The organism is Granulosicoccus antarcticus IMCC3135 (genome assembly GCF_002215215.1).
Classification (GTDB): Bacteria; Pseudomonadota; Gammaproteobacteria; order Granulosicoccales; family Granulosicoccaceae; genus Granulosicoccus; species Granulosicoccus antarcticus.
On record NZ_CP018632.1, the window covers coordinates 2,612,997 to 2,639,742 of the forward strand.

General features: G+C 53.2%; 20 protein-coding genes. 11 read left to right on the forward strand and 9 right to left on the reverse strand.

Going from position 1 to position 26,746, the window contains the following annotated elements:
* Nucleotides 1-115 precede the first annotated feature (115 nt).
* On the reverse strand, nt 116-1,408 hold the full coding sequence (mtaB, locus tag IMCC3135_RS11425) for a tRNA (N(6)-L-threonylcarbamoyladenosine(37)-C(2))-methylthiotransferase MtaB (protein ID WP_088917720.1): 1,293 nt from the start codon (nt 1,406-1,408) through the stop codon (nt 116-118).
* Nucleotides 1,409-1,731: 323 nt separating this feature from the next.
* Between mtaB and IMCC3135_RS11430 the strand changes: the two genes are divergently transcribed.
* From IMCC3135_RS11430 to IMCC3135_RS11440, 3 genes are read left to right on the forward strand one after another with little or no spacing between them, the layout of a single operon-like run.
* Nucleotides 1,732-6,324, forward strand: a complete 4,593-nt coding sequence (locus IMCC3135_RS11430; RefSeq protein ID WP_157735923.1) for an OmpA family protein — start codon at nt 1,732-1,734, stop codon at nt 6,322-6,324.
* A 44-nt stretch (nt 6,325-6,368) separates the two neighbouring features.
* The gene (locus IMCC3135_RS11435) at nt 6,369-7,007 is read left to right on the forward strand and encodes a flavin prenyltransferase UbiX (RefSeq protein ID WP_257790425.1); all 639 of its coding nucleotides are present in this window, start codon (nt 6,369-6,371) and stop codon (nt 7,005-7,007) included.
* A 44-nt stretch (nt 7,008-7,051) separates the two neighbouring features.
* Nucleotides 7,052-7,630, forward strand: coding sequence for an LON peptidase substrate-binding domain-containing protein (locus tag IMCC3135_RS11440; RefSeq protein ID WP_088917722.1), 579 nt, complete (start codon nt 7,052-7,054; stop codon nt 7,628-7,630).
* Between the two features lie 29 nt (nt 7,631-7,659).
* On the opposite strand, the gene argA is transcribed toward IMCC3135_RS11440, so the two are convergent.
* Complete coding sequence (argA, locus tag IMCC3135_RS11445) at nt 7,660-9,045, reverse strand: amino-acid N-acetyltransferase (protein WP_088917723.1); 1,386 nt, start codon at nt 9,043-9,045, stop codon at nt 7,660-7,662.
* Nucleotides 9,046-9,187: 142 nt separating this feature from the next.
* On the opposite strand from argA, the gene IMCC3135_RS11450 reads away from it, so the two are divergent.
* Together IMCC3135_RS11450 and IMCC3135_RS11455 are read left to right on the forward strand one after the other, a co-directional pair.
* Nucleotides 9,188-12,073, forward strand: a complete 2,886-nt coding sequence (locus tag IMCC3135_RS11450) for a trypsin-like peptidase domain-containing protein (RefSeq protein ID WP_169727447.1) — start codon at nt 9,188-9,190, stop codon at nt 12,071-12,073.
* Nucleotides 12,074-12,167: 94 nt separating this feature from the next.
* The gene (locus IMCC3135_RS11455) at nt 12,168-13,403 is read left to right on the forward strand and encodes a UbiH/UbiF/VisC/COQ6 family ubiquinone biosynthesis hydroxylase (RefSeq protein WP_205738005.1); all 1,236 of its coding nucleotides are present in this window, start codon (nt 12,168-12,170) and stop codon (nt 13,401-13,403) included.
* A 73-nt stretch (nt 13,404-13,476) separates the two neighbouring features.
* Here IMCC3135_RS11455 and IMCC3135_RS11460 read toward each other — a convergent pair whose 3' ends face one another.
* Nucleotides 13,477-13,896 (reverse strand): GNAT family acetyltransferase, encoded by a 420-nt coding sequence (locus IMCC3135_RS11460; protein ID WP_088917726.1) that lies wholly within the window; start codon nt 13,894-13,896, stop codon nt 13,477-13,479.
* A gap of 113 nt (nt 13,897-14,009) precedes the next feature.
* Between IMCC3135_RS11460 and IMCC3135_RS11465 the strand changes: the two genes are divergently transcribed.
* The 3 genes from IMCC3135_RS11465 to IMCC3135_RS11475 all read left to right on the forward strand — a co-directional run bounded on the left by IMCC3135_RS11465 (nt 14,010) and on the right by IMCC3135_RS11475 (nt 17,073).
* Complete coding sequence (locus IMCC3135_RS11465; protein ID WP_088917727.1) at nt 14,010-14,498, forward strand: HugZ family pyridoxamine 5'-phosphate oxidase; 489 nt, start codon at nt 14,010-14,012, stop codon at nt 14,496-14,498.
* A gap of 89 nt (nt 14,499-14,587) precedes the next feature.
* Complete coding sequence (locus tag IMCC3135_RS11470) at nt 14,588-15,178, forward strand: LemA family protein (protein ID WP_088917728.1); 591 nt, start codon at nt 14,588-14,590, stop codon at nt 15,176-15,178.
* A gap of 11 nt (nt 15,179-15,189) precedes the next feature.
* Entirely contained in the window at nt 15,190-17,073 is a 1,884-nt protein-coding gene (locus tag IMCC3135_RS11475) for a M48 family metalloprotease (RefSeq protein ID WP_088917729.1), read from the forward strand.
* A gap of 39 nt (nt 17,074-17,112) precedes the next feature.
* Here IMCC3135_RS11475 and IMCC3135_RS11480 read toward each other — a convergent pair whose 3' ends face one another.
* The 3 genes from IMCC3135_RS11480 to IMCC3135_RS11490 form a co-directional block, all read right to left on the reverse strand.
* Nucleotides 17,113-18,384, reverse strand: a complete 1,272-nt coding sequence (locus IMCC3135_RS11480; RefSeq protein ID WP_088917730.1) for a hypothetical protein — start codon at nt 18,382-18,384, stop codon at nt 17,113-17,115.
* Nucleotides 18,385-18,546: 162 nt separating this feature from the next.
* Nucleotides 18,547-19,677 (reverse strand): extracellular catalytic domain type 1 short-chain-length polyhydroxyalkanoate depolymerase, encoded by a 1,131-nt coding sequence (locus tag IMCC3135_RS11485; RefSeq protein WP_205738006.1) that lies wholly within the window; start codon nt 19,675-19,677, stop codon nt 18,547-18,549.
* Between the two features lie 211 nt (nt 19,678-19,888).
* Nucleotides 19,889-20,719 carry a glycerophosphodiester phosphodiesterase family protein gene (locus IMCC3135_RS11490; protein WP_157735924.1) on the reverse strand — a complete coding sequence of 277 codons (831 nt, stop codon included), beginning with the start codon at nt 20,717-20,719 and terminating at the stop codon, nt 19,889-19,891.
* An 84-nt stretch (nt 20,720-20,803) separates the two neighbouring features.
* On the opposite strand from IMCC3135_RS11490, the gene IMCC3135_RS11495 reads away from it, so the two are divergent.
* On the forward strand, nt 20,804-21,775 hold the full coding sequence (locus IMCC3135_RS11495; RefSeq protein WP_157735925.1) for a PDZ domain-containing protein: 972 nt from the start codon (nt 20,804-20,806) through the stop codon (nt 21,773-21,775).
* A 111-nt stretch (nt 21,776-21,886) separates the two neighbouring features.
* On the opposite strand, the gene IMCC3135_RS11500 is transcribed toward IMCC3135_RS11495, so the two are convergent.
* The gene (locus tag IMCC3135_RS11500; protein WP_088917734.1) at nt 21,887-22,822 is read right to left on the reverse strand and encodes an aldose epimerase family protein; all 936 of its coding nucleotides are present in this window, start codon (nt 22,820-22,822) and stop codon (nt 21,887-21,889) included.
* A 278-nt stretch (nt 22,823-23,100) separates the two neighbouring features.
* On the opposite strand from IMCC3135_RS11500, the gene IMCC3135_RS11505 reads away from it, so the two are divergent.
* A complete protein-coding gene (locus IMCC3135_RS11505) occupies nt 23,101-23,754 on the forward strand; it encodes an invasion associated locus B family protein (protein ID WP_088917735.1) in 654 nt (217 codons plus the stop codon).
* 96 nt (nt 23,755-23,850) lie between these two features.
* On the opposite strand, the gene ttcA is transcribed toward IMCC3135_RS11505, so the two are convergent.
* A complete protein-coding gene (gene ttcA / locus IMCC3135_RS11510) occupies nt 23,851-24,666 on the reverse strand; it encodes a tRNA 2-thiocytidine(32) synthetase TtcA (protein ID WP_236994771.1) in 816 nt (271 codons plus the stop codon).
* A 185-nt stretch (nt 24,667-24,851) separates the two neighbouring features.
* On the opposite strand from ttcA, the gene IMCC3135_RS11515 reads away from it, so the two are divergent.
* Nucleotides 24,852-25,493 carry a response regulator gene (locus IMCC3135_RS11515; RefSeq protein WP_088917737.1) on the forward strand — a complete coding sequence of 214 codons (642 nt, stop codon included), beginning with the start codon at nt 24,852-24,854 and terminating at the stop codon, nt 25,491-25,493.
* Between the two features lie 77 nt (nt 25,494-25,570).
* On the opposite strand, the gene IMCC3135_RS11520 is transcribed toward IMCC3135_RS11515, so the two are convergent.
* Complete coding sequence (locus IMCC3135_RS11520) at nt 25,571-26,578, reverse strand: SMP-30/gluconolactonase/LRE family protein (protein ID WP_157735926.1); 1,008 nt, start codon at nt 26,576-26,578, stop codon at nt 25,571-25,573.
* Between the last annotated feature and the right edge of the window lie 168 nt (nt 26,579-26,746).

Sequence of the window (26,746 nt, forward strand, 5' to 3'; positions counted from 1 at the left end):
GAATGAAATTCAGATCGGCAGGTAGCACAGAGTTAACGCCAATGCGTACTCTGGCATTCCTGCTTCAGTATTATTGTTATTTTGCGATGCGGTATCTACGCGCCCCGCACGGACATTACATCTGCGAAGTGCCCGTGAGCTTGCCATCCTCAATGCCTGTCAATTTGACGGGCAAAATACGGTTAGCCAGGTTCTCATGGCTTTGGGTGCGCACACGTTGGTAGTTGGGCGTATAGCCCTGATGAGTCCAGATGCTCTGGCCCTGTTCGTTGCTTGTCTGACGACCACGCTCCCACAGCACATCTGCCACGGTTCCGATTGAACGGCTGAGTTGTTCGTTCTTTAGTTGGTCGCCAAGCTGATGCAATTGTCGGCTGCGTTGCTGGCGTATTTCCATGGGGACCGAATCCGGCAATGTCGCCGCTCGGGTGCCGTCACGTTCCGAATAGGTGAACGCATGAATATGCCCGAAGCCTTGTGTTGCGATGAAATCCATCGAGTCGGCCCATTCCTGCTCTGTCTCACCGGGAAATCCGGCGATGATGTCGGTCGTGATGTTGAAGTTCGGGACAGCCTCGCGAAGTGACTGGGTGAGGGCGTTGAAATCTACCGTCTTGCAGCGGCGAGCCATGCGTCGCAGCACGGTATCCGAGCCACTTTGCAAGGGTAGATGCATATGCGGCTGCACTCGTGGATTAGCAAACAGATCGAGAAAGCCTGGTGACAAATCCCAAGGCTCTACCGAGGCGAAGCGGATGCGCGGAATGTCTGTATCGTCCAGCAGAGCCTTTACCAAAGCTTCAAGATTTGTATCCAGGTCGGAGCCATAACCACCCACGTGGACACCGGTCAGTACCACTTCACGGACTTCATCGGCTTCCAGTGCGCGTACTTCCTCAACGATGTCTGCGATGGTGCGGCTTCGTTCGGCACCACGGGCAACGGTTACGATACAAAACGTACAACGGTAGCGACAGCCATCCTGAATCTTGATGAATGCCCGATGCCGGTTACGGGTGAACAGGGCAGCATTCGCCGGCAGAGTCGCCGCCTGAGGCATCGATAAGTCGGCAAAGGCATGTCGAGTCAACGTTACCAGCTCGTCCTTGCGGGTGTTGGGAACAATCAGGTCGACACCCAGCTCGGCTAATGCATTAGCGGGTTCAAGCTCGCTGTAGCATCCGCTGACGACCAGTTTCGCCTGAGGATTATCCCGTTGCAGCTTCTGTAGTTTCTGACGTGACTTGCGGACCGCCTCGCGTGTGACTGCGCAGGTATTAAGTACGAGCACGTCTGCTTCTGCGGGTTCTGTGGCAATCTGGTCACCAGCTTTGGTGAACGCGGTGGCCCATTGTTCAAGCTCGGCCTCGTTCAGACGACAACCCAAAGCACTGAGATGAATACGCAAGTTTGACTGCCTCTGATTTTTTGTGTCATGTGATTTACATTCCAGCCTCACGAGTCTTATATACTGGCGCACACTGCGCTATATCAGGGCTCGCATGGTAATACTCGTGCATCACTGGAATATGGTGGAGTGTGTAGTTTACTGAAAGCTCTGCCGAAATACGTGTTTTCCTGCGTACCGAGATTGTGGCGACTGGGTGTTTTCGCTACGATGGGTGCTGCGCTCCGCATTTACGTTGTCCGATCCTTGTCCCCGGAACCGAATTCATGTTCAGAGAGTTTGAGAAAGCCCCGAGTAGATCTTCCTATCAGTTGAAATTCGTTTTGGCCGCTCTAGCGCTCATAGCGTTGGTCGCTGCCTGGATTTCCCGATCCAATGTCGAGCACGATCTGAAGAGCACGCAGCTCGATCGAGATCGTGTGAGCCTGTTGCTGGATGAGCGCAATGGGGAGTTGGAAACAGCCAGAAGCGGCATTGCCGAACTGGAAGCTGAACAGGCCGAGCTGGAAGTAACAATTGCTACTGGCGAGTCCAGTCTTGCCGAGCTGCGCACCCAGTTGTCCGAACTGGACGTTGAGCGCACCGATAACCAGAGCTTGCTGGCTGACGTCAGTCAGAGCAAGACCGGGTTGGAGGAGCAGGTAGCCTCCTTGAGCGCTGAGCTGGAAGTTGCTCAAACGCGCATGGCTGAACTGGAAGCAGAGCGCGAGGCCGCGACGACTCAGCTACAGGATGTTATTGCCGCGATTGATGTTGAAACTGACAAACGCGTACTTGAACTGAAGTCCGAGGTTGAAGTCGCCGGTCAGCAAGTGGTCGAGCGCGATGCTCGCCTGGCTGAATTGAATACTGAGATTGAAAGTCTGCGTGCCGAGATTGAAGCTTCCACGCTGGAAGTGGCCGATAGAGATGCTAAGGTTGCCGAGCTGAACGAGCAAATGGCGAGCTTGCAGGCCGAGATGAGTGCCTCGGGTCAGCAATTTGAAATCAAGGATGCCAAAGTTGCCGAGCTGAGCGAGCAGATCGCGAGCCTCAAGGATCAACTGCAGGTACAAGAAGCACAGATTCAGCAAAAGAACGCCGCTCTTGCCGAGCAGGAAGTGGTTGTCAACTTCGCTCAATCAGAAGTTCAGTCATTGCAATCAGCTTCCAGCTTTTCAGGTGGCGCACTAGAAGATGCACAAGCCAGTTACAACTCGCTGTTGGCTGTATACGACACTGATGTGGCTCAGCTGAATGCAGATATTGGTGATCTGGAAGCACGCAAGTCGGCATTGGCATCAGAGCTGACGGCCATGCAAAGCCACGTGGAAGCGGTAGAAGACGAACTGAGTACTACGCGGGATCGCCTGGTAGTCACCGAAACGACTTTGGCAGACACGCAGCTTGAACTTGAAGATACCCAGTCCCGTCTTTCTGATACACGCGGGAATCTGGCCGATCTACAGACTGAACTGGATAACCGTACTAACGAACTGGCCTATGTGAAAAATGAGCTTTACACTCAACAGGTATCACTGGAAACCGAGATAGAACAGAAGTCAATAGCTCTTCAGGGGCTGTTAGGTGAGTACGACTCGCTGAACGAAAGCTTTCAGACAGCACAAATGGCTATTGCCCAGCGTGAATCCAGCATGGGTGAACTGAATACACAGGTTCAGTCATTGCTGTCTATGTCCACCGATCAGGACGACAAGATCGAAGCGGCACAGGAAGGTTATCAGTCTTTGCAGAATCAGTTTGATTCAGAAGTCGTTGCACTGAATGTGGAGCTGGGCGAACTGGAAGCACAGAAGCAGGCATTGTTGCTGGATGTTGACAGTCTGACGGAGCAGGGCGATGTCTTGCGATCAGAAAAAACTGAACTGCAACTGTCTCTCAACGGACTTCAGGATCGGCTTGAGCTGGTACAAAATGAAGCCGCTGAAGAAGTTGAAACTCGTACTTTCCAGATCCAGAGTCTGCAGGCACAGGTCAGTGATCAGACTGAAAGTATGGAAAGCCAGGTTGCTCAGCTGCAAGCAGATGTGACAGAGCTTCAAGCCACTCGCGATACTCTGACGAGTGAGCGTGATGCCATGCAGGTTACGCTGAACACACTGGAAGCCGACAAGACGGCACTCAGTTCAACTCAGGCAAGTCTGGAAGCCGAGCGTAATACAGCAGCAGAAACACTGGTCGAGCTGGAAGCCGAAGTCGGTGAACTGCAGGCCACTGTCGATGTTCAGAAACCAGCCATTGCCGAATTGCGCAAGCGTAACTCGAATCTGGAAGAGCAACTGGCAGCTGCCCAGGCCGTAGCCGATGAAGAGAAGCAAGTATACGAAGAGCAACTTGCTGAACTGCAAGCGACTATAGAACTGCAAAAGCCGGCACTGGCTGAGCTTCGTTCACGCAGCTCGGAGCTGGACGTACAGCGAGCGCAGATGGCAGTCAATGTCAGTACTCTTCAGGCGCAGTTGAGCGAAACCGAAGCTGCTCAGGGAGAGGAGCTTGCGACTGTTCAGGCAGAAGCTGATGAGCTGCGTGAGCGCAGCGTAACTCTGGAAACAGAACTGGCTGCTCGTCAGGCAGAAGTTGAAGAGCTGCAAGCCACCATCGATCTGCAGGTTCCAGCCATTGCGGAGCTGCGAAGCCGCAGCGCTTCACTGGAAGCTGAACTGGCTGCCCGTCAGAGTGAGGCTGAAGAATTGCAGTCAACCATTGATCTGCAAGTACCGGCAATATCCGAATTACGTGGACGCAGCACTTCACTGGAAGCTGAGCTGGCATCACGCCAGGCACGTATTGACGAATTACAGGCAACTGTTGCCGAGCAGGAAGCTTCCCTGGCTGAACTACGCACTCGCAGCAGTTCGCTGGAAGAGGCGATGGCAGGCAGAGAGGCAGAAATGGCCGAACTGCAGGCAACCGTTGATTTACAGAATCCGGCAATTTCAGAATTGCGACAACGTGCCGGTGATCTGGATGTTCAACGCGCTCAGATGGCAACCCGAGTATCGATTCTCCTGAGTCAGCTGGAGTTCGCCGAATCTGCCCCTGCCGATAACGAAGCATTGGCTGCACTGGAAACTCAGAAGCAAGAGCTGGAAGGTCGTGTAAGCGAAATGCAGACGTTGTTTGATGCCAGTGCGAACCAGCCTAATGAAGAAGTGGTCGCTCTCACGGAAGCCAGGAACGAGTTGACATCGGTCAACGAGGAATTGACAGCCAGAAACATCGAGTTACAGGCTGCCGGTGGCGATATGGAAGCAGCCAATGAGTATCTGAAAGAGCGTGTTGAAACATTACGTGCTGAGCGTGAAGGCTCCCTGGAGCAGCTCAGCGCTCTGGAAACTGAGCAAGCGGCACTGAACCAGCAAGTTGCAGATCTGGAAATTCAGAACGGTGATCTGATCGAACAGGTCACGGATCTGGAAACACAGAAAGCCGGTATGGGTGAGCAACTGGCTGCTCTGGAATCGGAGAAGACTGTTTTACAGAGCGACCTGGAAGCAGCCACTGCTGAAATTGGCGAAGCTTCAAGTTCCAGCGATGGGCTGCAGGTGCAGATTCAGGATCTGACCGGCGAACTGGCGACACTGACAAGCAATCGAGATGAGCTGGAAACCCAGGTCATCGAGTTAGGTGCGTTGGTAGGTGATCTGGAAGCTCAACTGTCAGTCTCCAATGAGTCTCACTCAACTGATGCTCAGGCAATCGAGTCTTTACAAGGCGAATTGGTCACCGTTCAGACACAAGTAACCGATCTGAATACAGAACTTGCCAATGCCCGTGAAGCGTCTGTAACAACCTCTGCGACGATGGCAGATGTCGAGCAGTCTCTGGAGGCAAGCAATGGACAGAAAGCCGCTCTCGAGCAACAGCTGACCGAATCCCAGGCGCAGATTGCCGATCTTGAAACGCAGGTAGCGGATGCCGCAGAACGTCGGGCAGCGCTGGAAGCGGAACTGGCCAGTACGCAGGGCGAACTGGTCAGTGCACAGGATGAGCTAGGCAATGCGGGTAGTCAGGTGCAGAGTCTGCGTTCGACGCTGGAGGCCGATACTGGTGCTCTGAACGAAAGTCTTGCCGCTTTGAACACTGAAAATACCGATTTGCAAACGCAATTGCAGGCAGCCACTGACGCCCGTACTTCGCTGCAATCAGATGTCAGCTCGGTTCAGGATCGTGTCGCCGAGCTTGAAGCTCAGCAGCTCACGCTCTCAGAAGAGAAGCAGGCAATCGAGGCCAACCTGGCTGAATTGCAGACCGGCAAAGAAGGTCTGGAAACTCAACTGAGTGAGCTGAGTTCTGCCAAGGAAGACCTGGAAGCTCGTTTGAGTGATGCCGAAACAGCGTCTGCCACATTGCGTGAGCAACTGGCTGCCAGTAATCAGGGAGCCGCAGAGCAGCTCTCACTGGCCGAAAACCTGGCTGCCAAGCTGGCAGGTCTGCAGAGTGAGACCGATTCAGAGACTCAACAAGCTGCGTCGTTGCGTGACACGCTGGAGTCAAACCTGACTGATAACGGTGTTGACAATGTGACAGTCACTATTCGTGATGACAATGGCGTTGTTGTGAACCTGCCGAGTCAAGCGTTGTTTCTTTCCGGACGTGCTCGCCTGAGTGCTTCTGGTCGAGACCTGATGACTCGGGTAGCTGAGGCACTGAAAGGGCTTGACAACAATATCGTTGTGGAAGGGCACACTGACAGTATTCCTGTCTCGGGTGAGCTGATGACCTTTTTCCCAAGCAACTGGGAATTGTCAGTGGCTCGTGCGGCAAATACCGTCAACTTCCTTGAGTCACAAGCGGGTGTCCGGCCTGAGCGACTCTCTGCTCTGGGTTATGGACAGCAACGTCCAGTGGCACCTAACGACACACGTGAAGGCCGTGCACTGAACCGTCGAGTGGAGTTGGTCGTACAACCTTGAATACTGAACCGGGTACCGTGAATGTGGTTGATATCGAAACGGGACTGGTACCCGAGCCAGTAAAAGCACACCAGTTTGACAAGACCATCTGTGTCGCGATGACAGGGGCATCGGGCATTCAATACGCTTTGCGGCTGATTGAATGCCTGGTGCAGGCCAATTGCGAGGTCTACGTACTGATGTCAAAGCCTGCCCGTATTGTCATGGGGATGGATACAGACATCCCTGTGCCGGCTCGAACGGCGCAGGTGCAGTCGCAGTTTTCAGAAATGTACGGTGCACGGGAAGGGCAGATAAAGGCATTTGGTCAGGAAGAGTGGACCGCACCTGTGGCCAGTGGCTCTGGCGTACCCGACGCCATGGTTATCTGTCCGTGTACGACAGGCACGCTGGCATCAGTGGCTGCCGGCACCTGTAACAGCTTGCTGGAGCGTGCGGCTGATGTGGTGATCAAGGAAGGGCGCAAGCTCATCGTCATGCCACGGGAAATGCCCTTCTCTTTAATTCATCTGGAGAATATGTCCAGGTTAGCCCGAGCTGGCGTCGTGATCATGCCGCCCAACCCGGCCTTTTACAATTTACCCCAAAGCATCGACGAACTGATTGACTTCGTTGTTGCCCGGATCATGGACCAACTTGGCGTTGCTCAGAGCATCATGCCTCGCTGGGGTATTGAAGATTAGACAACCGCAGCACTCCTGCTGAGTGAGTGCGAACTACCCGCCTTATGCAATTACCTCTTTTTCCGCTTTCAAGTATCGTTCTACCCGACGGCTTCATGCCGTTGCGTCTGTTCGAGCGGCGCTATATCGATATGGTGAAGGAGTGCTTCAGGAACGATACGGGCTTCGGCATCTGTCTGATCAGACAAGGGCGTGAAGCGGGTGAAACCTCCGTGCCGTATCCGTTGGGAACTCACGTATCGATCGTCGATTTCGATCAAGGCGCGGATGGCTTGTTGCACATAACTGCCAAGGGGCTCGAAGAGTTCCGACTCCTCGACTATATATCATCGGATACCGGCCTCTTGATTGGACAGGTAGAGCTCTTGCCAGCCAGCCAACCGACGCCCATGTTGCCCGAATACGAATTGCTGGCACAGAAACTCGAGCTTATTCTCAGTTATCTGGACACCGATATTCGTTTCGAGGAAAAACGTCTGGATGACGCAGACTGGATCAGTCACCGATTACTCGAAGTCCTGCCATTGACCCCTGAGGCAAAGTTCGAGCTGTTACAGCTGTCGAGCAATCAGGAAAGGCTGAAGGCGCTCAGCGCCCTGCAGATTGAAATCGCAGAACGCTGAAATCAGTAGTCGACAGTGCCGTATTGATATTACAGGCGCTTTTGATAGATCTTGGAGTTTCGTGCCTGGTTGTAACTTGCCCGGCGGTTGGCAGGCAAATCCTCGAGCGCTAATTCCGAATAACCTCGGGCGATGAACCAGTGGCCGGTATGCGTGCTGAGTATTCGGGCGTGGCGGAATGATTGTCGGCGAGCCTGTTTTTCCAGATGTGTCAGTAGCTGGTCAGCACGGCCTTGCCCGCGGTAATCAGGATGGGTGGCCATACAGGCTATTTCTGCGGTGGACGAATCGTCTTCCAGGTACATGGCGGCACAGGAAACAACCATGCCGTCGCGTTCGCTGACGACAAAACGATCGATATCGAGTTCAAGAGCCTCGCGCGACCGGCTGACCAGCGTGCCATTGGCCTGTAAGGGGGTAATCAATTCAATGATGCCACCGACATCTGAAATGGAGGCCGGGCGAATATGATCCCAGCGCTCAGCGGTTATCAGTGTGCCACTGCCATCTCGAGTGAAAAGCTCGCTTAACAAGGCATCAGGGTTATCGTTGGCCAACAGGTGAACCCTTTGCACGCCATGCAGGCAGGCTTGCACGGCTGTGCCCAGAATCTGGTCCAGACTGGTATCTCCAGTGCCTTGTGCGGTTTCCTCTGGCTCCTTGTCAGGGCTCTGCTCAGTCTGTGAGATTACTGTTGCTTCAGAAACGCCATAGAGTTTTTGAATCTGATTGGCACTGGCCTGGCGTACAACCGAGCCGTCGGTGTCACGAGGTAGTGCATTCACCAGAAAAACCAGCTTGTCTGCCTTCAAGGCAATGGCCGCGGCGCTCGCCACTTCGGTGGCAGTGACATTGAATACATCTCCAGTGAGCGAGTAGCCCAAGGGGGGCAGCAGTACCAGATGACCTGCGTTGAGCAAAGCCTGAATGGCGTTTTGATGAATTTCACGAACCGAGCCGGTATGTTGAAAATCCAGGCCGCCATGCACGCCGAATGGCTGAGCGGTGACAAAATTACCCGATGTGACTGCGAGCCGGGCGCCCGCCATGGGGGTATTTGGCAAGCCCATCGACAGTCGGGCTTCCAGATCATTGCGAACCAGGCCGGCTGCGCTGATGATGGCTGAGAGCGCTTGCGGGTCTGTGACTCTGCGACCTGCGACGATATGACCTTTGATATGGGTCTGTGCCAATTGCTCGTCTACCTGCTCACGAATGCCGAAACACAGAACCAGACGTAAACCAATATGACTTAACAGTGTCAGATCGTGAGTGAGTGTTGGCAGGAGTTCACTTCTAAGCGCACTGCCAGGCACGCAAATCACCAGCGTCTTGCCTCGGTGAGCATTGATATAGGGTGAGGCTGCCCTGAACCAGTCGATGGCTGCTTCTGTCCCGTTGATCTGATTCGTCATGAAATGCGGTAAAGCCGGTGTCGGTTATGAAACGCAGTACGCGTCGTTGTGTGTTGTACAACCTATAGTAAACCGGAGGGATGTTGCAAGGCGAAGGATTTGGAACACTTGTTGCGCACCATTTGAAAGCAAAGAGGAGTTAGTGTTAGTGACATTTCATGTGACAAATTGCCAGATTGCGGGTAAATCCAGACAGCTTGTTCTGTCATTGTCGCTACTGAGCTGTCTGTTCGGTAGTCTGGGCGTCAGCATTTTACCTTCGACGGCGCAGGCTGCCAGCGAAGAGGACAACTGGGCGCGAACAGTGTCGCGGGTTGCCGATTCGGTGGTTTCGCTACAATTGTCGCAGCTGCGTAACTTCGATGATAACGAGCAGGGAGGGAGCAGCGCCACAGGTTTTGTCGTGGATGCCGAGCGCGGAATCATTCTGACCAATCGCCATGTCGTAGGCTCTGGACCTATCCGAATATCTGCAACTTTCCAGAACCAGGAAAGAGTGGATGCAGTCCCTTTGTATCGGGACCCCATTCATGACTTCGGTTTCATTCGTTACAAACCGGCCGATCTTAAATACGCAACGCCAGAATCATTGCAGTTACGGCCAGAAAAAGTCAGCACGGGCATGAACATCCGGGTCATCGGCAGTGATGGTGGTGAGCAACTCTCCATTTTGCCCGGCACCATTGCCCGGCTTGATCGGGAAGTCCCCTCGTATGGTCGCTACGGTTACAACGATTTCAACACTTTCTATCTACAGGCAGCCTCGGGTACTTCTGGCGGCAGTTCGGGCTCGCCGGTTATTGATCTGGATGGCGATGTGGTTGCCTTGAATGCTGCTGCCAATACCAAGACGGCCAGCAGTTTCTTTCTGCCGTTGGCGCGCATTCAGTACGCACTGAAAAAATTGCAAGCCAATGAGCCGATCGATCGCGGCGGTTTCGAAACTCTGTTTGAGCATCAACCATTTCGTGAGTTGCGTCGCCTGGGTCTGGATGAGGATACCGAATCGCTAGTGCGTGCAACCAACTACGGAACTACCGGGATGTTGACGGTAGAGCAAGTCATCACTGGTGGCATTGCCGATGGTCTGTTGCAGCCTGGTGACATTCTGGTCTCTATAGACAAGGCGATGGTCACCGATTTTCTCAGTCTGGAAACGCTGCTGGATGCCTCCATCGAGCAGACTCTGGAGGTGGAGCTGATACGCCAGGGTGAACGCACGACAAGCCGTGTCAGTGTGGTTGATCTGAATGCTCTGGCTCCTCACAAGTTTCTGGAGCTTGGCGACACCATCTTGCAGAACATGTCCATTCAGCATGCCCGTGCCATGAATCTGCCTCGCAAAGGCGTGATTGTCATGCGTCCCGGCTACGCACTCACCAGTGCCAATGTTCCCCAAGGAGCCCTGATCACCGAGCTTGAAGACATGCCTATAGAGGATATTGATGGTTTTCTGGCAGCATTGAATCAATCCAGAAACAAGGATAAAAAGCGTGTGCGCTACATTGTCCCTGGACGCGAGTTCAGCTCCGAACTCGCTCAGATCCAGATTGACACGCATTGGTTCGGGCAGCGTGCCTGCACCCGGGTTGACGATGTCCGGTTCTGGGATTGCTCGGTGGTAACGCTGGCAGAACCTGAGCCAGATAGCAGTAAGCAATTAGTCAGCGTGCCGAACTACAAGGACGCCTTGCTGGACAAGGTGGCTCCTGCCATGGTGCATGTGGATTTCGACATACCTTATTCGGTTGACAACGTCTATGCGCGCCATTTCAAGGGTGTAGGGATAGTGATTGACAAGCAGGCGGGCCTGGTCGCCGTTGATCGAAACACGGTTCCCATTGCGCTGGGTGATGTTGAACTCACCTTCTTCGGCTCACTGGTGGTCCCGGCAACGGTGGTTTTCCTTCACCCCCGGCACAACGTGGCTCTGGTGCAATACGATGCCTCGTTGCTGGCTGATGCACAGTTTGACGCACTCACACTCAGTGAGCTGGAAACCGAGTTGCCACAGAATCTGACAATGGTTGGCTATCGGGCTGATGGTACCTTCCGTCGCCATGCCATCGACGATATCAGTCATCTCACCATCGGCTTCAGTGCGCCGGGTCTGCCAAGGTTTCAGCAAGCTTCACTGGATGTCTATGGCGTGCCTAATGTTCCACCTTCACTGGGTGGCCCACTGGTGGATGAGAATGGTGATGTGCATGCCGTCTATATGTCCTTCGCCTACGAAAAAGATCGGCAGATCAGCCAACGTGAGTGGGCGATGCCGGCTGCTGTCATTCGGGAATCACTGCGTATGTATCGTTCGCAGCAACCTTACTATTCGCTTGATGCGCACCTGTCTTACCAGCCATTGTCGCTCGCTCGTCAATATGGGCTGCCGGATAGCTGGTTGTTGCGTTATAACGAATTACCTTCGGAAATGCGAAGAGTCTTGTCTGTATCGCGGCAGCTGCCAGATACCGACGCGGCTGAGAAGCTACGCTCGGGAGACGTGTTGCTGGCTATTGATGGTGAGCTGGTCTCAGAGCTGTTTGTGGCGGAAACACTCTCGCAACGCTCCGAGCTTGAACTGACTATTCTGCGCGCGGGCAAGGTTATTCAGGTGCTACTGAAGCCATCAATGCTTGATACGCGTGGTACGCAGCGCATTGTCAGCTGGGCGGGTGCCACTTTCGAGAATGTCTTTTCAGATATTGCCTACCAGAAGTCTGTGAGCTTTCCCGGCGTCTATATTGCTGACACCGAAGATGGCTCACCGGCCTTGTGGGATTCCCTGTATCGAAATCGTTTTGTGGTTGCCGTAGATGGTTCGCCGGTCAATGATCTTGATGATTTTCTGACACTTGTCAGCCAGCGCGAGCAGGATCAGATAACCCGTCTGACAGTGGTTTCCATGAGTGGCCGCAAGCAGATCGTGACGGTTCAGCCGGAATACAATTTCTGGCCTACCTTCGAGGTCAGCCAGAGTCCGGAGACCGGATGGCAACGTATCGAGCATGGTGTAGTAACGCCCCAGTAAAACGAGCGTTGAGTCGCGACCAGGCATCATAGGGTTTAGTTGGCCAGTACAGCCTCAGATTTCGTATCATTAGATAAATACAGAGGCGACTGGCATGACTATGCAATCAGAATGTTCATTCGACTACGACGTGGTGATCGTGGGTGGTGGCATGGTCGGAAGTATGCTGGCAGCGGCATTGGCCACACAGGGTTCCCTGAAAGTGGCGGTGCTGGAGCAGCAAGAGCCCGAACCCTTTGCCCCCGGCAGTGAGCCTGAGCGTGATATCCGTGTTTCGGCTCTGAGCATCGCCACCCAGCGTATGCTGGAGAAGGTCGGCGCCTGGCAAGGCATCATCACCCGGCGTGCCTGCCCCTATCGCCAGATGCTGGTATGGGATGGCGAGGCGGCAGGGCAGACGCACTTTCGAGCCAGTGACATCGGCGTGCCTGAGCTTGGGCATATTGTTGAAAATCGAGTCTTGCAGCTGGCGTTACTCGATGTCATCAAATCAGCCGCAACGGTAGATTTCTTGTGTCCGGCAAGTCTGGTCTCGTATCAATGTCATGCGGGATATGTTCAGTGTGAGCTGAGTGATGGGCAGAGAGCCATTTCAACGCGGCTACTGGTAGGGGCCGATGGTGGACGCTCCACGGTTCGGGATCAGGCGGGTATCCAGGTTGATCGCTCGCCATACCCGCATCATGCACTGGTTGCCACTGTTGAGACCGAGCTTCCCCAGCAGGACATTACGTGGCAGCGGTTCCAGCCAACGGGCCCGGAAGCCATGTTGCCACTGACAGGGCACCATGCCTCACTGGTCTGGTATCACGATGCCGAGGAAGTGAAACGTCTGAAAGCTCTGAGTGAGGCTGATTTCATCGAAGCACTGCACCGCAGCTTCCCGCCTGAGCTGGGTGCCATCAGAAAGATTCTGGAGCGCAGCAGTTTTCCCATTGTGAAGGCGCATGCGCAACATTATATTGCTGAACGGGTTGCCCTTATTGGCGATGCAGCTCACACGGTTCATCCGTTGGCAGGGCAGGGCGTGAATCTGGGTATGCTGGATGCTGCAGCCTTGGCGCAAGTGCTGATAGAGGCCGTTGACAGTGGGCGGGATCTGGGCAGCCGTCGCGTGTTACGCGGCTATGAGCGCTGGAGACGCGGTGAGAACGCACTGATGATATCCATACTGGATGGTTTCTATCATGCGTTCAAACCACAGCCGAGCGGGGTGAGAACGGCCCGTTCGGCGGCGTTGAACATTGCCGATCGTGCAGGGCCTGCCAAATCTCTGGTGATGCGCTATGCCATGGGAACAGCAGGAGATTTACCGGCTCTGGCGCAATAGAAGCTGAGAAGCAGGTACTGCTAATCAGGCAGGCGTGGCCAAGGGGTCTGCCAAACCCCGTCATCGGCTGAGTTCAGGCGTCGGGTATGAGGCGTTTGCCCATGCTCACACAGGCATCGGTACTGAAGCCGATCGCTTCATAGAAGGCGATGACAGCATCGTTGCCATGACGAATCTGCAAGTTGATCTTGGGGCAACCCAGTTCAAGCAGGCGCGCCTCTACATTGATCATCAATTGTTTGCCCAACCCGCAGTGGCGGGCACTGGGGGCGACGGCCAGATAGTTTATCCAGCCACGGTGGCCCTCATAGCCAGCCATGACGGTCCCGGCGATCATGCCATCCTTTTCGCCCACCAGAAACAGATCGTCATCAAGAGCTGACTTGCGCTGGATATCCAATGCTGGATTATTCCATGGACGGGTCAGTGCACAGGCTTCCCAGAGCATGATGACTTCATCGGTATCGCGTGTTTCAAAGGGTCGTATCTTCATGTGCCGTGGTTTATCATGATTCAAGGGTCCGTGAACTACCGAAATGGACAGACAAGTATTTTACGAGCCCTGACATTATCGTTCATCTTTATTTTTCAGGAGCCAGCTTGCCAATGAGCAAGGAAGAGAATCCCGCCCAAGTTCTGGCTGATCTGAAAGTCACGGTGAAAAGTGTCTTGCTGGCAACACTGGGTGAAGATGGTGAGCCGCACTCGGGCTATACCCCGTTTCTACTGGATGAGGGGGATGTCATCATTTTTGTCAGTCAGCTTGCCCTGCATACTCGTGACCTGTTGGCCAATGGTCGAGCGTCAGCAATGATCATCAGCGATGAGGCTGATTCTTCCCAGATTTTCGCTCGTACTCGGGTCAGTTACCAATGCGAGGCAAAGGTGGTTCGCAAGGAAGATGAGCACTATGCCCCCTTGCTGGATCGGTTTGAACAACAGCACGGCAAGATGATCAACCTCTTGCGTCAGCTTCCCGATTTTGTACTTTTTCGGCTGGTGCCGCATCGTGGCCAGTTTGTGATGGGCTTCGGCAAGGCGTTCAAGCTCACAGGTCCAAAGCTGGATGAGTTCGAGCACGCCAGATCAGCTTGATACTCTGTTTTCGGGAAAAAATATAACCGATCAAGTCAAGCTGGTTCGCCGCCGGCCGATAGCTCTTCGATTGAACTCGGAGATTTTCTATGTCGACAGGCATGCTCGGTTTGATCATTGTCGCAATTATCTGCCTCGTCGTTGTTCAGCTGTACAACCGTCTGGTGAGCTTGAGAAACCGCTTTCTCAATGGCTTCTCGCAAATCGAGGTTCAGTTGCAGCGCCGCTATGAACTGATTCCCAATCTGGTGGAAACAGCGAAGGCCTATATGAACCATGAAAGCGAGACGCTGGTGGCCGTCACCGAAGCTCGTAACCAGGCATCGCAACGTTGTGCGGATGCGGCCGTCGATCCGCAGAATGCCTCTTTGGTTGAGGCGCTTGCTTCTGCTGAAAATACTCTGAGTAGCGCGATGGGGCAATTGAATTTTGTCATGGAAAGCTACCCTGAACTCAAAGCCGATACCCAGATGCTGGAGCTGCAGGAAGAGCTGACGTCGACGGAAAACCGAGTTGCATTTGCCAGGCAGGCCTACAGCGATGCGGTCATGCAATACAACACCGCACGCGAGCAATTTCCCGCCATCATTATAGCCAACACCTTTTCTTTCAAGGAGGCGGACTTGTTCGAAGTGTCAGAGCCTGCCATGAAACAGCCGGTTACAGTGTCGTTTGCCTGAACTGAGGCGTCATGAATTTTTTCGATCAACAGGCTTCAAAGCGTCGGCAGTCGTTTGTATTGCTGATACTGTTTCTGCTGACCATGGCAGCCATGGGTGGTGTGATTCAGTCCATTGTAGTGGGGCTGTCAAAACTGCTCGGTGAACAGAGCAGCTTTCTGGAACCTTCAGCACCGGCTCTGACATTAATCGGACTGGTCTGGTTTACGGTGCTGGCTGGTGGCTACTTTCGCTACCTGGATGTCAGAAGTGGTGGCGCGATGCTGGCCAGGCGCTTTGGTGCAGTACGGGCCTCGGATCGTGCGCGTTTTGACAAGGAGCAGAGGTTACTGAATATTGTCGCTGAGATGGCGATTGCCTCGAGCACGACGCAGCCGGACGTCTACATCCTGCGTAATGAGAGCAGCATCAACGCGTTTGTTCTTGGGGCTGAGGATGAGCGGCATGCGATGGTCGTTACCCAAGGCGCTCTGGACGCATTTGATCGAACGCAATTGCAGGCAGTTGTTGCCCATGAGTTTGGTCACATTAAAAATGGTGACTTGCCAACGAACATGCGCTTGCTGATTGCTTTGGGTGGCTTGATGGCAATTGATGAGGTTGGCCGTTTGCTGATTGGTGATTCAACGGTATCGCGGGATGACCCGATATCATTTCATCCCGGTGTTATCGTCGGGTACGTCTTGCGTGCCATCGGCAGTGTGGGTGTGTTTTCCGGGCAGCTGATACGCTCTGCTTTCTCCAGGCAAAGAGAGTATCTGGCAGATGCCTCGGCGGTTCAGTTCACACGCGACCCTGTGTCACTGGCCAGCGCGCTGGATATTATCAGGCAACGAGAAGATGAACCGGCGTTACACAGTCTGCATGCGCAGGAGCTGGCACACCTGTGTTTTCAGGCCAATACGGCGCTAGTCTGGTATCGGCGATTGACAGCCAGCCATCCCGATATACAGTTGCGGATACAAACCATTGAACCGCACTTCTCGGTCAAGCGGCGCAAAAGCAGCAGAGCTTCGGGTGAGTCTGCCAGTAATCGTGGTAGTGCCGATTCGAGTCCGGTGTCAATGCCTGGCAGTATGGGGGCTCACCATTTGTACGGCACAAACATGGTCGTGGAAGAAGTCACTCGCAAGCCGCCATCCGACCGCCTATTGCTGCTACTGCCTGATGAGAGCAGTTGTCTGGCCGTATTGTTTGCTTTGTTTGTCAGTGATGATCCAGACAAACGGGAGCAATATCATGGAGCTCTGTCACGCAGCTTCAATGAAGGCTTTCTGGAACGAGTTCAAAGCGTCTGTGCGTTGATTCCAGGAGAGCTGCGTAGTGATCGTCTGGGGGTCATCGAGCATGCTTGTAGCGTACTCAGTGGCTCTATCAAGCAGGAGAGTCGCCAGCGTCTATTGCTCAAGCTAGAGCGGTTGTTACGATCGAATGACGAATATGACCTGATGAGATACGCCAGCTTGCAGCTGATCAGGCGCAGATTGGGCGTTGAGTTTCCCATGATCGAATCGATTGTGAATGGTGATTCCGGGACCGCTCAAGCCAGGCATGTCAAAGCGTTTGAATCAATGGGCCGTGAGTTTGCCCTGTTACTATCATTGATGGTTGAGAGCTCGGGTGCATCAGCGCAGGTGCTGGATGCTGAATTTGAACGAGTACTCAAGTGTTATACGACGACCCGTTATCCTCGCCGCACAGCTCGGGAGGAGGGCATCATCCAGGAGCTTGAAGCGGCTTTCCAGACTTTGTATGTGCAGCCGAAATCCATTCGAATGGCATTCGTTCAGCACTGTCTTGAAATCGTGGAACACGATGGCTATGTCGCACGGGCAGAGCGTACGCTGCTGGATCTGTTTGCAGCCAGTCTGGGCTGTGATGAATTGGCAGCCTAGATCAGGAACGGCACCACTCGATATGGTGCCGTAGTCACATCAGTATCCTGATACTGAATTGAACGTAAGGCTGTCGGACCACAACGACCATGGCTGAGTAAACGTGCTGGTAGTGCCGTCAGCGGTGATGGTGATGTCAACGGTATTGACGTCGCCGGTGTCTGCGTTTAATACAAGCCTGTTATCCGGACCAGCACTCAGTTCCAGCTTGCCTTTGTTATCGTCGGGACTCAGTGTATCAAAGGGACTCGGTGTCTCAAGAACCTTAACGGCGATTATGTCATCCCCGGTCCAATCTGCTTGCACCGTGAACTGCCCCGAAATTGTTGTTGAATTGAAATCGAACCCAGCCGTAGAGTCCTTGACGATGAGGGAGTGATTGGCACTTTCCAGGCTGAAGTTCATGTCGGTGGTATACCAATGCTCAAGACTCCGTCCACTGAGATAGCCAGAATACTGAAGTACTTCAGTTTGATCGTCGCGTCTGAATCCGGTTGAGTCAATAACAATGGACTCATAGATTCCACGTGAAATCTGTCCATCCAGCATGGTTATTCCATCCTGGCAATTCTCAAAACCAAAATTCCAGAATAGCAGGGTATCAACGCCTTCTGTCTCAGGCACGAGAGAGACGGTGCCCCCATTGCTGCACACAATATCAAGGGGTTCAGAGATCAGTTCATTCGTTGCATAACTGAATTCTGGCCAGTACTCAAAAGCCGGGTTGGTATAATCTGGAGCGGTGAGAATGTCATCACCATAGAGTTTGCCTGAAAAGATGGCGAGTACATTTGATACAAGTTCGACGTGATTGTCTGTTGTAATGACTGGAACGCCAGTTTCAGGCTCGGTTTCTGGTGGTGTTTCATAATCACCTTCAACATTTATATTCTCAAAACGCTGCCCTGTTGTGTGATTGATAACAATGTAGTTGCCCGGTTCGACGTTACATGACTGAGCACCTTCGCAAAAAGAGGTGAAGGTTGCGGCATTCTGCACCTGATACCACCCATCATCTGGCCAACTGATGACGTTACCGGACACGGTGACAGATGATGCAGGTTCGCTGTCACCAGTAACCTTGACGCCCTCAAATCGTTCGCCAGTTGAATGGTTTACTACAATATAGCTACCCGGTTCAACCGCGCAGAAACGTGTGCCGCTACAGATCTCTGTATAGCTCTGTTCATCCTGCACTTGATACCACCCATCATCAGGCCAGCTGATGGTGTTGCCAGTAACCAGCGGGGCTGCTATCGCTGCTGAGCTTGAAAGGAATAACGCGGTGCAGCCAAGAAGTTGATTTTTCATCAGTCCCTTCAATGGTTTGTTTGTTTGAGCAAGAAGCATATCAGTCAGACAAAAGTAGTTATATTGGTTAAATTACCAGAACGAGCAATCCGGTAACTGGCGGATCACGGTTGCAGCTGAACTGCGGCCAGGTGGGAGGTGACTGGTTCTTTGTAACCTGTTTCAGGACGCAGCTCGCATCTGACGTTCAAAGAAGCTCCAGATGAGGCGTGAGGTGTCAGGACCCGCAGCGTCGCTGAACCGTTGTTTGCTGTCGCCACCACTCCAGCTGTGGCCCAGTTTATCGATCTCATTGAGGCTGACCACGATACGCCTGCCAGCACGAAAATCAGTCACCGTACTGGTATAGCGTTTGCCGCGTTGAACCTTGCGTGGCGTGCTCTCTCTGGCGCCGAGTGAGCTGGCCCACAACTGAGCTGCAGCGTGTGCGTTACTGATGGCGACCACTCGATCCCTGCGACCATGCGCGATCAATAGTGGTGGCCATGGATGAAGGCCGCCGGGGGCTGTTGATCGCTGGAGGCCGCGCATGGCAGCTACCGCAGAGGCCGCTGAGCGTGCGCTGCCCGGAGGCACGCCCGAGTGCATTGCTACGGCACGGAAACGTGCAGGATGCAGGGTGGCGAGCAGGGCTGCCATACTGGCTCCTGCCGAGAATCCTGCGATAGCGACGGCTTCGCGATTGACCGGGTAGCGTATACAGACCTGATTGATAATGCTCATCAACGTAGCAGCCTCGGCATTCGCCTGACCGCTTTTGGTGTCGTACCAGTTCCAGCAGCCTTGCGGATTGAAGCGCAGATCCTGCTCGGGATAAAGTACCAGCGCACGTGATCGTGCGGCAATCGTATTCATGCGTGTGCTGAGTGCGAAATCGGGCGCATTCTGACTACAGCCGTGCAGCATGACAAGCAGCGGTAAGCTTTCGTCAGCCGATACGCCGTGGGGACGGAAAAGGCAGTAGCGCCGTGGCCCGCCAGCACCGATAGCATGACCTTTGATCCAGTCGCCAGCGCTAAAGGGTGGTTTTGATTGCGCCGAAGCTGAGCTGACCGACTTCTTGGCTATTTTCTTTGTTGTTTTTCCGACGGCTTTTTTTGCGGTCTTTTTAACAACCTTTCTGACTACCTTCTTGACGATCTTGCTGGCAGTCTTGTTAGCCTTTTTTTTGACTGTTTTTTTAGTTGCCTGCTTGACCGTTCTTGAAGCGGCGGGCACCGAGATCCCCGTCATTGTCTTTAGCAGGCGTCGCATTGCGGCACTGGGAGTGAGCTTACGTCGTCGGCTGCTCATCGGCGTTGCATGGGGGTGGACCACATAGGGCGTATGTGCATCTGTTACTCTTTGGTGACGCTTGGCCAACGGCGGGATTGTCGACGTGATGACAGCATTACCGATAGATAGGCGATTAGCAGAAGCGAGATGTTAACGCACTATTTTTCCAAATCTGATGATGTGACGAAACATGTAAAGTTGACCAGTGAGCGTTGCAGCTTGACAGTATTCAGTCTGATTCTGTAGGTGTTTTGCCCAAGAGCGTGCAGGCAAGATCAACCCGATCAGTCACGATTCCGTGAGCGCCCCGAGCAAGCAACAATTGCATCGCCTCAGTCGTGTTGATGGTCCAGTAGACAACGTTGATGCCACGGGATCTGGCTGCCTGGATAAAGCTGTGGGTCGCTAAAGGTATGCCAAAATAACTAACGGGAATTTGCAGAAATTGAAAGGGTAGGGTGTGTTTTTTTCCGCGGCCCAGAAAGTACAGTTTCGCTACTTCGGATTGGGTGGCAGCGGTGGTCACCTCAGGTGCTCGATCTCGAAAATGCCCCAGAGCTGCGGCATGAAAGCTACCGACATTGACGCGTGCATAGCTATTAGCCTGCTTGATGGAATCGGCTACGGCCTGCGCGGCTCGTGCCGAATTATCCTTGATGTCCACATTGATTCTGGAGGTCGGGAATCGTTCGAACAACTCATCCAGAGTGATTAACCGAACACCTTGATCACGATAGTGCTTGCCTTGCAAGTCTGTGAAGTTGTAAGCCGCATCGAGTCGTTTGAGTTCGCTCAGTGTCTGGTCGGCTACGGCTCCTTGTCCATTGCAGGTGCGTTCAACACGCGAGTCATGAGTCACTACAACCTGACCATCCCGACTCAGGCGCACATCGATTTCCAGCACATCTGCACCGTACCCCAGCGCAAGTTCAAAAGCCTGCTCGGTGTTCTCCGGAGCCAGAACCGTACTGCCCCGGTGTGCGTATACATCCACGGTCTCGAAATTTTCCGGTATGGAACCTGGTGATATTTTACTTTGCAGTATCTTTGGGTGATTCAAGAGGCTTTGAGGCGTGTTAGTTGCAGAAGAGGCAATATTATGTCTACTTAGTTATAGTTTAACGAAAAGTGTATGTTGCATGCCATGAACGAAAAACAAGAAGGAATCATGCTGATCAATGTTGCCATTGCGATTTTCGCAGGCGCATTGAGTAGTGTTCTTATTTTGATATTCACCCACGGTTTTTCGATGAGTGATGCGGTGCGTGACCCTGGCCGAGTCCTTAGCGGGGAGCACGCGACCCTATTGGAGCTTGATCAGGATCAACCAGGTCCGCTCAGTGGCAACAGCACATTGTTGCCAGGCGATGGTGTCAGTATAGAACTTGTGCAATTGCAAGACTCAGTCATTGCAGCGATAGAAGAACGGGAACAATTGAAGGCAACCATCGACAGTTTGAATACACAGGTGGCCAAGCTTGAGGCGAACATGGTCAACCTGGAGTCCCGTCTGATGAGCGATGGACAAATAGCGGCTACGGAGTCTGTGTCCGTTTCCGCTCCCGGTGATGGCGAAGCCGGCAGCCATGCACAGTTCATTGGGGAAACCCCAGCAGAGCGTCAGTATGAAAGTTTGCTGGCCTCCGGACTGGATGAGCAGAGCGCACGCGATTTGCAGTTTCGTGGAGATGAATATCAACTGGCGCGATTAGAGCTTTTCGACCTGGCATCACGCGAAGGCTGGGCGGATTCGGAACAGCTTGATCAACGTCTGGAGGCTCTGAACGAGGAGAGTCGACCGGATCTGCGCTCAGAGCTTGGCGATGGTGCGTACGACCGTTACCTGTATGAGTCGGGCAGGTTCAATCGAGTAGGAATCGCATCGGTAATCAGTGGTTCTGCTGCCGATCAGGCAGGAGTGCAGTTGGGCGATGTGGTCTCCAGCTATGCCGATGAACTTATCTTCAGCGTGCAGGATTTGCAGAACAGTACTCGTTCAGGCACACGTGGTGAATACGTGCAATTGCTGGTTGAGCGCAATGGCGAGGTGCAACGAACAGATATTCCGCGCGGCCCTCTGGGAGTCACTTTGCAAGGTATTCGGGAAAAACCCTGACTCACTCAACCCGCTGGCTGCAAATTCATCTGCAATGTCCCGGGTTGATTGTCAGAAGTTGACCAGGCAAGTGTCTGCCTGGCACTCTTGATACTTAATTATTCACGATCCCTAAGTTACGATGGCCTGCAAAGTCATCGTCGCTTCCATGGATTGGCCGGGCTTCAATACCTCAACGCCTGCATCAACTCCCTGCGAGGCCAGGTTGAAGGCATCGTTTGCGTTGGTCACTGGCTCTACTGCAAAGTGCGGCATGTCCGGGTTGTACAGAATCAGAAAGCGACAAATCTCGCTGGCTGTCATATGTAGCTGAATCCCACCGTCCTTCCAGTCAATCACACAGGGTCCGTTTAGCTCTGACAGGCAGCAATCGATACGCTGATTCTTGTCCAGCGATTTTGCCTGTCGAAAGTCCAGAGCGTTTGGCAGTTCGACAGGGGCTCCATCCGGCAGGCAATCACCGGCCTCGTCCGGGAAAATGCCCTGAACAGGCAGTGTGAGTGTCGGTTCGGAACCATTGACTTCACGTACGAAATAGGGGTGCCAGCCAAAGCCTGCAGGCATGTCTGTCTCTGCACGGTTGGTCAGGATCAAAGTGCTGGAAAGGCGATCACCGTCGATACTTTGCTTGATGGTGGCATCGATGGCCCAGGGCCAGTTCAATTCCGGATGGTCGCTGGAGTGTAGTGTGCATGTCAATGAGTGGGAGTCGCTGGAAGCGATTTTCCATGGCAGTTTACGTAGCGCGCCATGAATGGCATGTTTATCAGCGTCAGCGAGTTGTACAGATTGCCCTTGAAATTCGAACCGTCCATCGCGAATGCGATTGCTGTACGGCAGCATATGGAAATTGGCAGCTGGCAGAGGCGCTGCGACGTTCTGGCCGGCACGCGACAGGCTTGTCGTCGCGTTCGAGGGGGACGCTTCACGGCAATCGGGGACTACGGCATGCCAGGTACCCTGCCGCTGAACTTCAGCAGCCATCCATTGCACACCAATCTGGGGGTCACACCACAGACGCCAATGGTCCGATTCAATAAGTATCATGTAGAAGCAGGTATCCGGTAACGACGACAAAGGCCGTCAAGTTGATTAGTCTGTGTGTCAGAGTTCGTTCAATAATGAACTGCACCCTTAGTACGCGTAATATACAGGGGTGCCAGAAGGCTGTGAAAGAGCAACTGGCGAGCTCACAGGTTTTATTTCGGGAGTTTCACAGCAGACCAATCCAGCTTGTCATGTTTGCATACCTTGTGACGAGCGCATGCGATACCTACACTTAGCGGATTCTGTGTCCGCACTCATCAAACCAACAGGTAATTATTGTGATAGATCGTTTGGCCATACTGCTTGCAGTGACAGCTTTGTCCTTACCCGGCGCTTTCGTCAGTTCGGCATGGGCGCAATCCGGAACCGGCCTCAAACTTGGCCCATCTGAAGAGCCTGCAGGCAAGCTGGACCTGGGTGCCACGCCTCAAAGCGAGAGGGAGCAAGCTCCGGCGGCGCGTCAGGATTCCAGCACATCCGGCGCAAGAAGCCAGGCCTCGGAAGGCCAGCAAACCAAAGTAGGCGCCTGGAATGTCGCTTGTGATGGCGAAGGAAAGAACTGTGCCATGGCTCAGATCGGTAATGACAGCAAGGGAACACCCGTGCTGGAAATGGTCATTCGAAAATTGGCAGAACCGCTGGAAGTTGGCGAGCGCACCGCTATCGCGGTACTCGATGTAATAACACCGCTAGGTGTCGTTTTGCCAGAAGGACTGGCAGTGACCATCGATAACGGGCAGCAGGAAACGGCACCATTTCAAGTCTGTACAGAGCAGGGGTGCCTGGTTCGGGAGCCGATTGACAGTGACTTGGTCGACCGGTTCAAGGGCGGCAATGGTGCTGTAATTTCAGTCATCGCCGCGAGCCAGGGTGAAGTCAGCGCCAGCATTTCACTCAGCGGGTTCACTAAAGCGTACGCCTCGCTCAAGTAGTCTGCAAAATGCTAGTGGGCAATCGTCAGTGTCAGGGCGATTCGCCAAATGATCACCGGCTCAGCCTCTGCTGATCCGGTGATCATTGCCAGTCCATTACATACGTAATAACGGGAATTCGTTGCCAGCAAATAACGGTGTACTCAGAGGCGTGCTGCTTACTCGCTGATTACTATCAAAGTCATATAGATTCTTGTCGAGCATATGCGAAGGCGTAACATTTCCCAGTGACGTCAGCATCGAGGCGATTCTGCTGGGGTCCTCCGCCTCCCAGGTAGTCAGCAACTGCTTCATCGCTTGCCGTTGCAGGTTCGGTTGTGATCCGCAGAGATTACAGGGAATGATGGGGTAACCTTTTATGTCACTGAATGCTTGCAGGTCAGTTTCACGGCAGTAGGCCAGAGGTCTGATGACGACATTGTTACCATTGTCTGCATGGAGCTTGGGAGGCATCGTCTTGATGGATCCACCATGAAACATATTGAGCAAAAGCGTTTCGAGCAGATCATCGGCATGGTGGCCAAGCGCAATCTTGGTGGCCCCCAGTTCATCCGCTACCCGATAGAGAATTCCTCGGCGTAACCGTGAGCACAGTCCGCAGGTTGTCTTGCCTTCGGGCACCTTGTCCATTACAACGCTGTAGGTGTCCTCTTCAACAATCCGGTACTCCACGCCCAGTGCATCCAGATAGTCTGGCAAGACATGCTGAGGGAATCCGGGTTGTTTCTGGTCAAGATTGACCGCAACCAGTGAGAAATCGATAGGCGCCACACGTTGCAGATGCAGCAACAAGTCGAGCATCGCGTAACTGTCTTTACCTCCCGAGAGGCACACCATGATGCGATCATTGGCCTCGATAAGGTTGAAATCCGTCACGGCACGACCGCATTGGCGTTGCAGTCTTTTGGTCAAGGGGGGCAATTTGGACAAGGAGCAGGTCGCAATCGGCTGATGAGTTGGGGCCTATTGTAGTGCAGTTGGGCATTTCACCAAACCCTGTGTTTGACAGGAAGGCTGTAAACGGAGGAAACTTGTTATTCTTGACGAACCAGTCAGAGTCCGTTGATGTATCGATGTAACGGTAGAGCACTCGTTGAATGAAGATTCTCATAGTCGATGACCACACACTTTTTCGCAGCGGTATGGTTCACCTGCTTCAAAGCTTGTCTCCGACGCCGGAAGTCATAGAATCCGAAGACCTTTGTAGTGCCCAACATATACTGTCTACAGATCCCGGGATTGATCTGGTTTTACTGGATCTGAAACTGAATGATGCGGTGGGTGTTGATTCTGTGCTGACCTTGCGAAAACAGGCCTCTCAGACCACCATTGTGGTGCTTTCCGGAGAACAGGATCCCACCGTAATTCATCGTTGCATCGACAGTGGCGCCATGGGGTTCATCACAAAATCGGCCACTCATGATGAACTGCTGAGCGCCATTCGTCTGATTGTGGCCGGTGGCGTCTATCTGCCCAAAGACATCATGACGAGTGAAATGGCCTCGCGCCCACCCGGCGAACGTAGTGATGTTGCGCTATTGGCTTCACTTTCCGACCGGCAGCGCGAGGTTTTAGCCTACCTGCTACAGGGCAAGCCAAACAAGACAATATCCAATAAACTGGATATTTCGCAGAATACGGTCAAAGCGCATCTATCTGCCATTTTTCGTACCCTGGGGGCTAGAAATCGGACAGAAGCTGTCTATTTTGCCGCTCGAGCCGGTGTTCCACTGGAGTAAGTACCATCGTAAATTTGTTGTATACAGCTTTCTCTTTAGCCCCTGTTGTCAGGTGGAGCAGAATGGCTGCTTGCAACTCAAGTTGCTGAATCTTGTAACAATGGCAGAAGCTCGCCAAGCTCTGCATCCCAATGAGGCATGGCAACGCCGGTGAATTGTGTGTCGAAAAAAGGCAAGCTATCGCCCAGCAGATTGCCCACATAAATTCGCTGACGAGTCGGGCCACCAAAGGCCAGGTTTGAGATGTTTTTCATGACCTCACTGCGCGCGGTATCCAGGTGTTCACGACCCAATGCATCCTTTTGGTAGGCCTCTTCAGTCCATTGCAGGTGGGATTCATCGGAATCTTCGAACATTCGTTGCATCACACCATCCGGTGAGATTCGCAGAATACGGTTGCTGAGAATGCTGGTCACCCAGAGATAGCCTTCTTCATCGAGTGCCAGGCCGTCGGGGTACGAGCCCACACCGAAACGATAGACGCAATGGGCATCGCTCAGTTGAATGCTGTCAGTGTTCGATATCGTAAAGCGAGTCAATTTTCTGCTGAAAGTCTCATTGACCCAGACGTGACCTCGCACCTCGTCTATGACGCATTCGTTAGTGTAGCCCAGACCGTCTGCGACAATACGTGCATCATTCTGACCTGGTTCAGCCACGGCAATGAAGCCGGTACTGGCGCTTGCTCTATAGTCTGCAGAGCGTGGTGTTTTACGTGTGCTCACGGTCAGCCAAATGCGTCCCTGGCTATCCTGAACAACGAAGTTGGCAGGCGGCATGGGTTCGCCGTCCACGGTCATAACCACCGGCTCAACATGGCCATCGGCAGACAGTCGGTAAATACCGCCCTGTGTATCGCCCAGATGAGCCAGTAAAACGGTGCCACCATTTTCCAGTGCTATGCCGTTAGGGCGTAGTGGCTTTGAATACAGGCTTTGAACGTGATGTGTGCCCCCTGATGGTGCAATCAGACTGATGCCTCCATTATCCGTCCAGTTTGGAATCAGGATCAGACCGGAACTGTGAGTCAGAACGCATTCCGGGCGAGACAATTGTTGGCCTGTCCATCCTTTTACTTGGCCCAATGGGCAATTTTCTGGTATCAAGTTATTTGTTTCGCTGGCACTTTAAGTCTGAAGTAAGTTATTCCATAGTCAGTCGTCAAACCGATTAGTTTTAGACTTTAATGCCTATTGGTGGTGATCAACGCGGTGCTTAGCCCAATTTGATTTGCTTGCCACGAGTTTATCAGT

Bases quoted from the DNA above. Each gene is read 5' to 3' on its own strand.
- IMCC3135_RS11440 (WP_088917722.1), top strand. From the start codon at position 7,052: ATGCAATTACCTCTTTTTCCGCTTTCAAGTATCGTTCTACCCGACGGC.
- IMCC3135_RS11485 (WP_205738006.1), bottom strand. From the start codon at position 19,677: ATGAGCAGCCGACGACGTAAGCTCACTCCCAGTGCCGCAATGCGACGC.
- IMCC3135_RS11480 (WP_088917730.1), bottom strand. From the start codon at position 18,384: ATGAAAAATCAACTTCTTGGCTGCACCGCGTTATTCCTTTCAAGCTCA.
- IMCC3135_RS11475 (WP_088917729.1), top strand. From the start codon at position 15,190: ATGAATTTTTTCGATCAACAGGCTTCAAAGCGTCGGCAGTCGTTTGTA.
- IMCC3135_RS11515 (WP_088917737.1), top strand. From the start codon at position 24,852: ATGAAGATTCTCATAGTCGATGACCACACACTTTTTCGCAGCGGTATG.
- IMCC3135_RS11455 (WP_205738005.1), top strand. From the start codon at position 12,168: ATGACTATGCAATCAGAATGTTCATTCGACTACGACGTGGTGATCGTG.
- IMCC3135_RS11465 (WP_088917727.1), top strand. From the start codon at position 14,010: ATGAGCAAGGAAGAGAATCCCGCCCAAGTTCTGGCTGATCTGAAAGTC.
- argA (WP_088917723.1), bottom strand. From the start codon at position 9,045: ATGACGAATCAGATCAACGGGACAGAAGCAGCCATCGACTGGTTCAGG.
- IMCC3135_RS11500 (WP_088917734.1), bottom strand. From the start codon at position 22,822: ATGATACTTATTGAATCGGACCATTGGCGTCTGTGGTGTGACCCCCAG.
- IMCC3135_RS11460 (WP_088917726.1), bottom strand. From the start codon at position 13,896: ATGAAGATACGACCCTTTGAAACACGCGATACCGATGAAGTCATCATG.
- IMCC3135_RS11470 (WP_088917728.1), top strand. From the start codon at position 14,588: ATGTCGACAGGCATGCTCGGTTTGATCATTGTCGCAATTATCTGCCTC.
- IMCC3135_RS11495 (WP_157735925.1), top strand. From the start codon at position 20,804: ATGAACGAAAAACAAGAAGGAATCATGCTGATCAATGTTGCCATTGCG.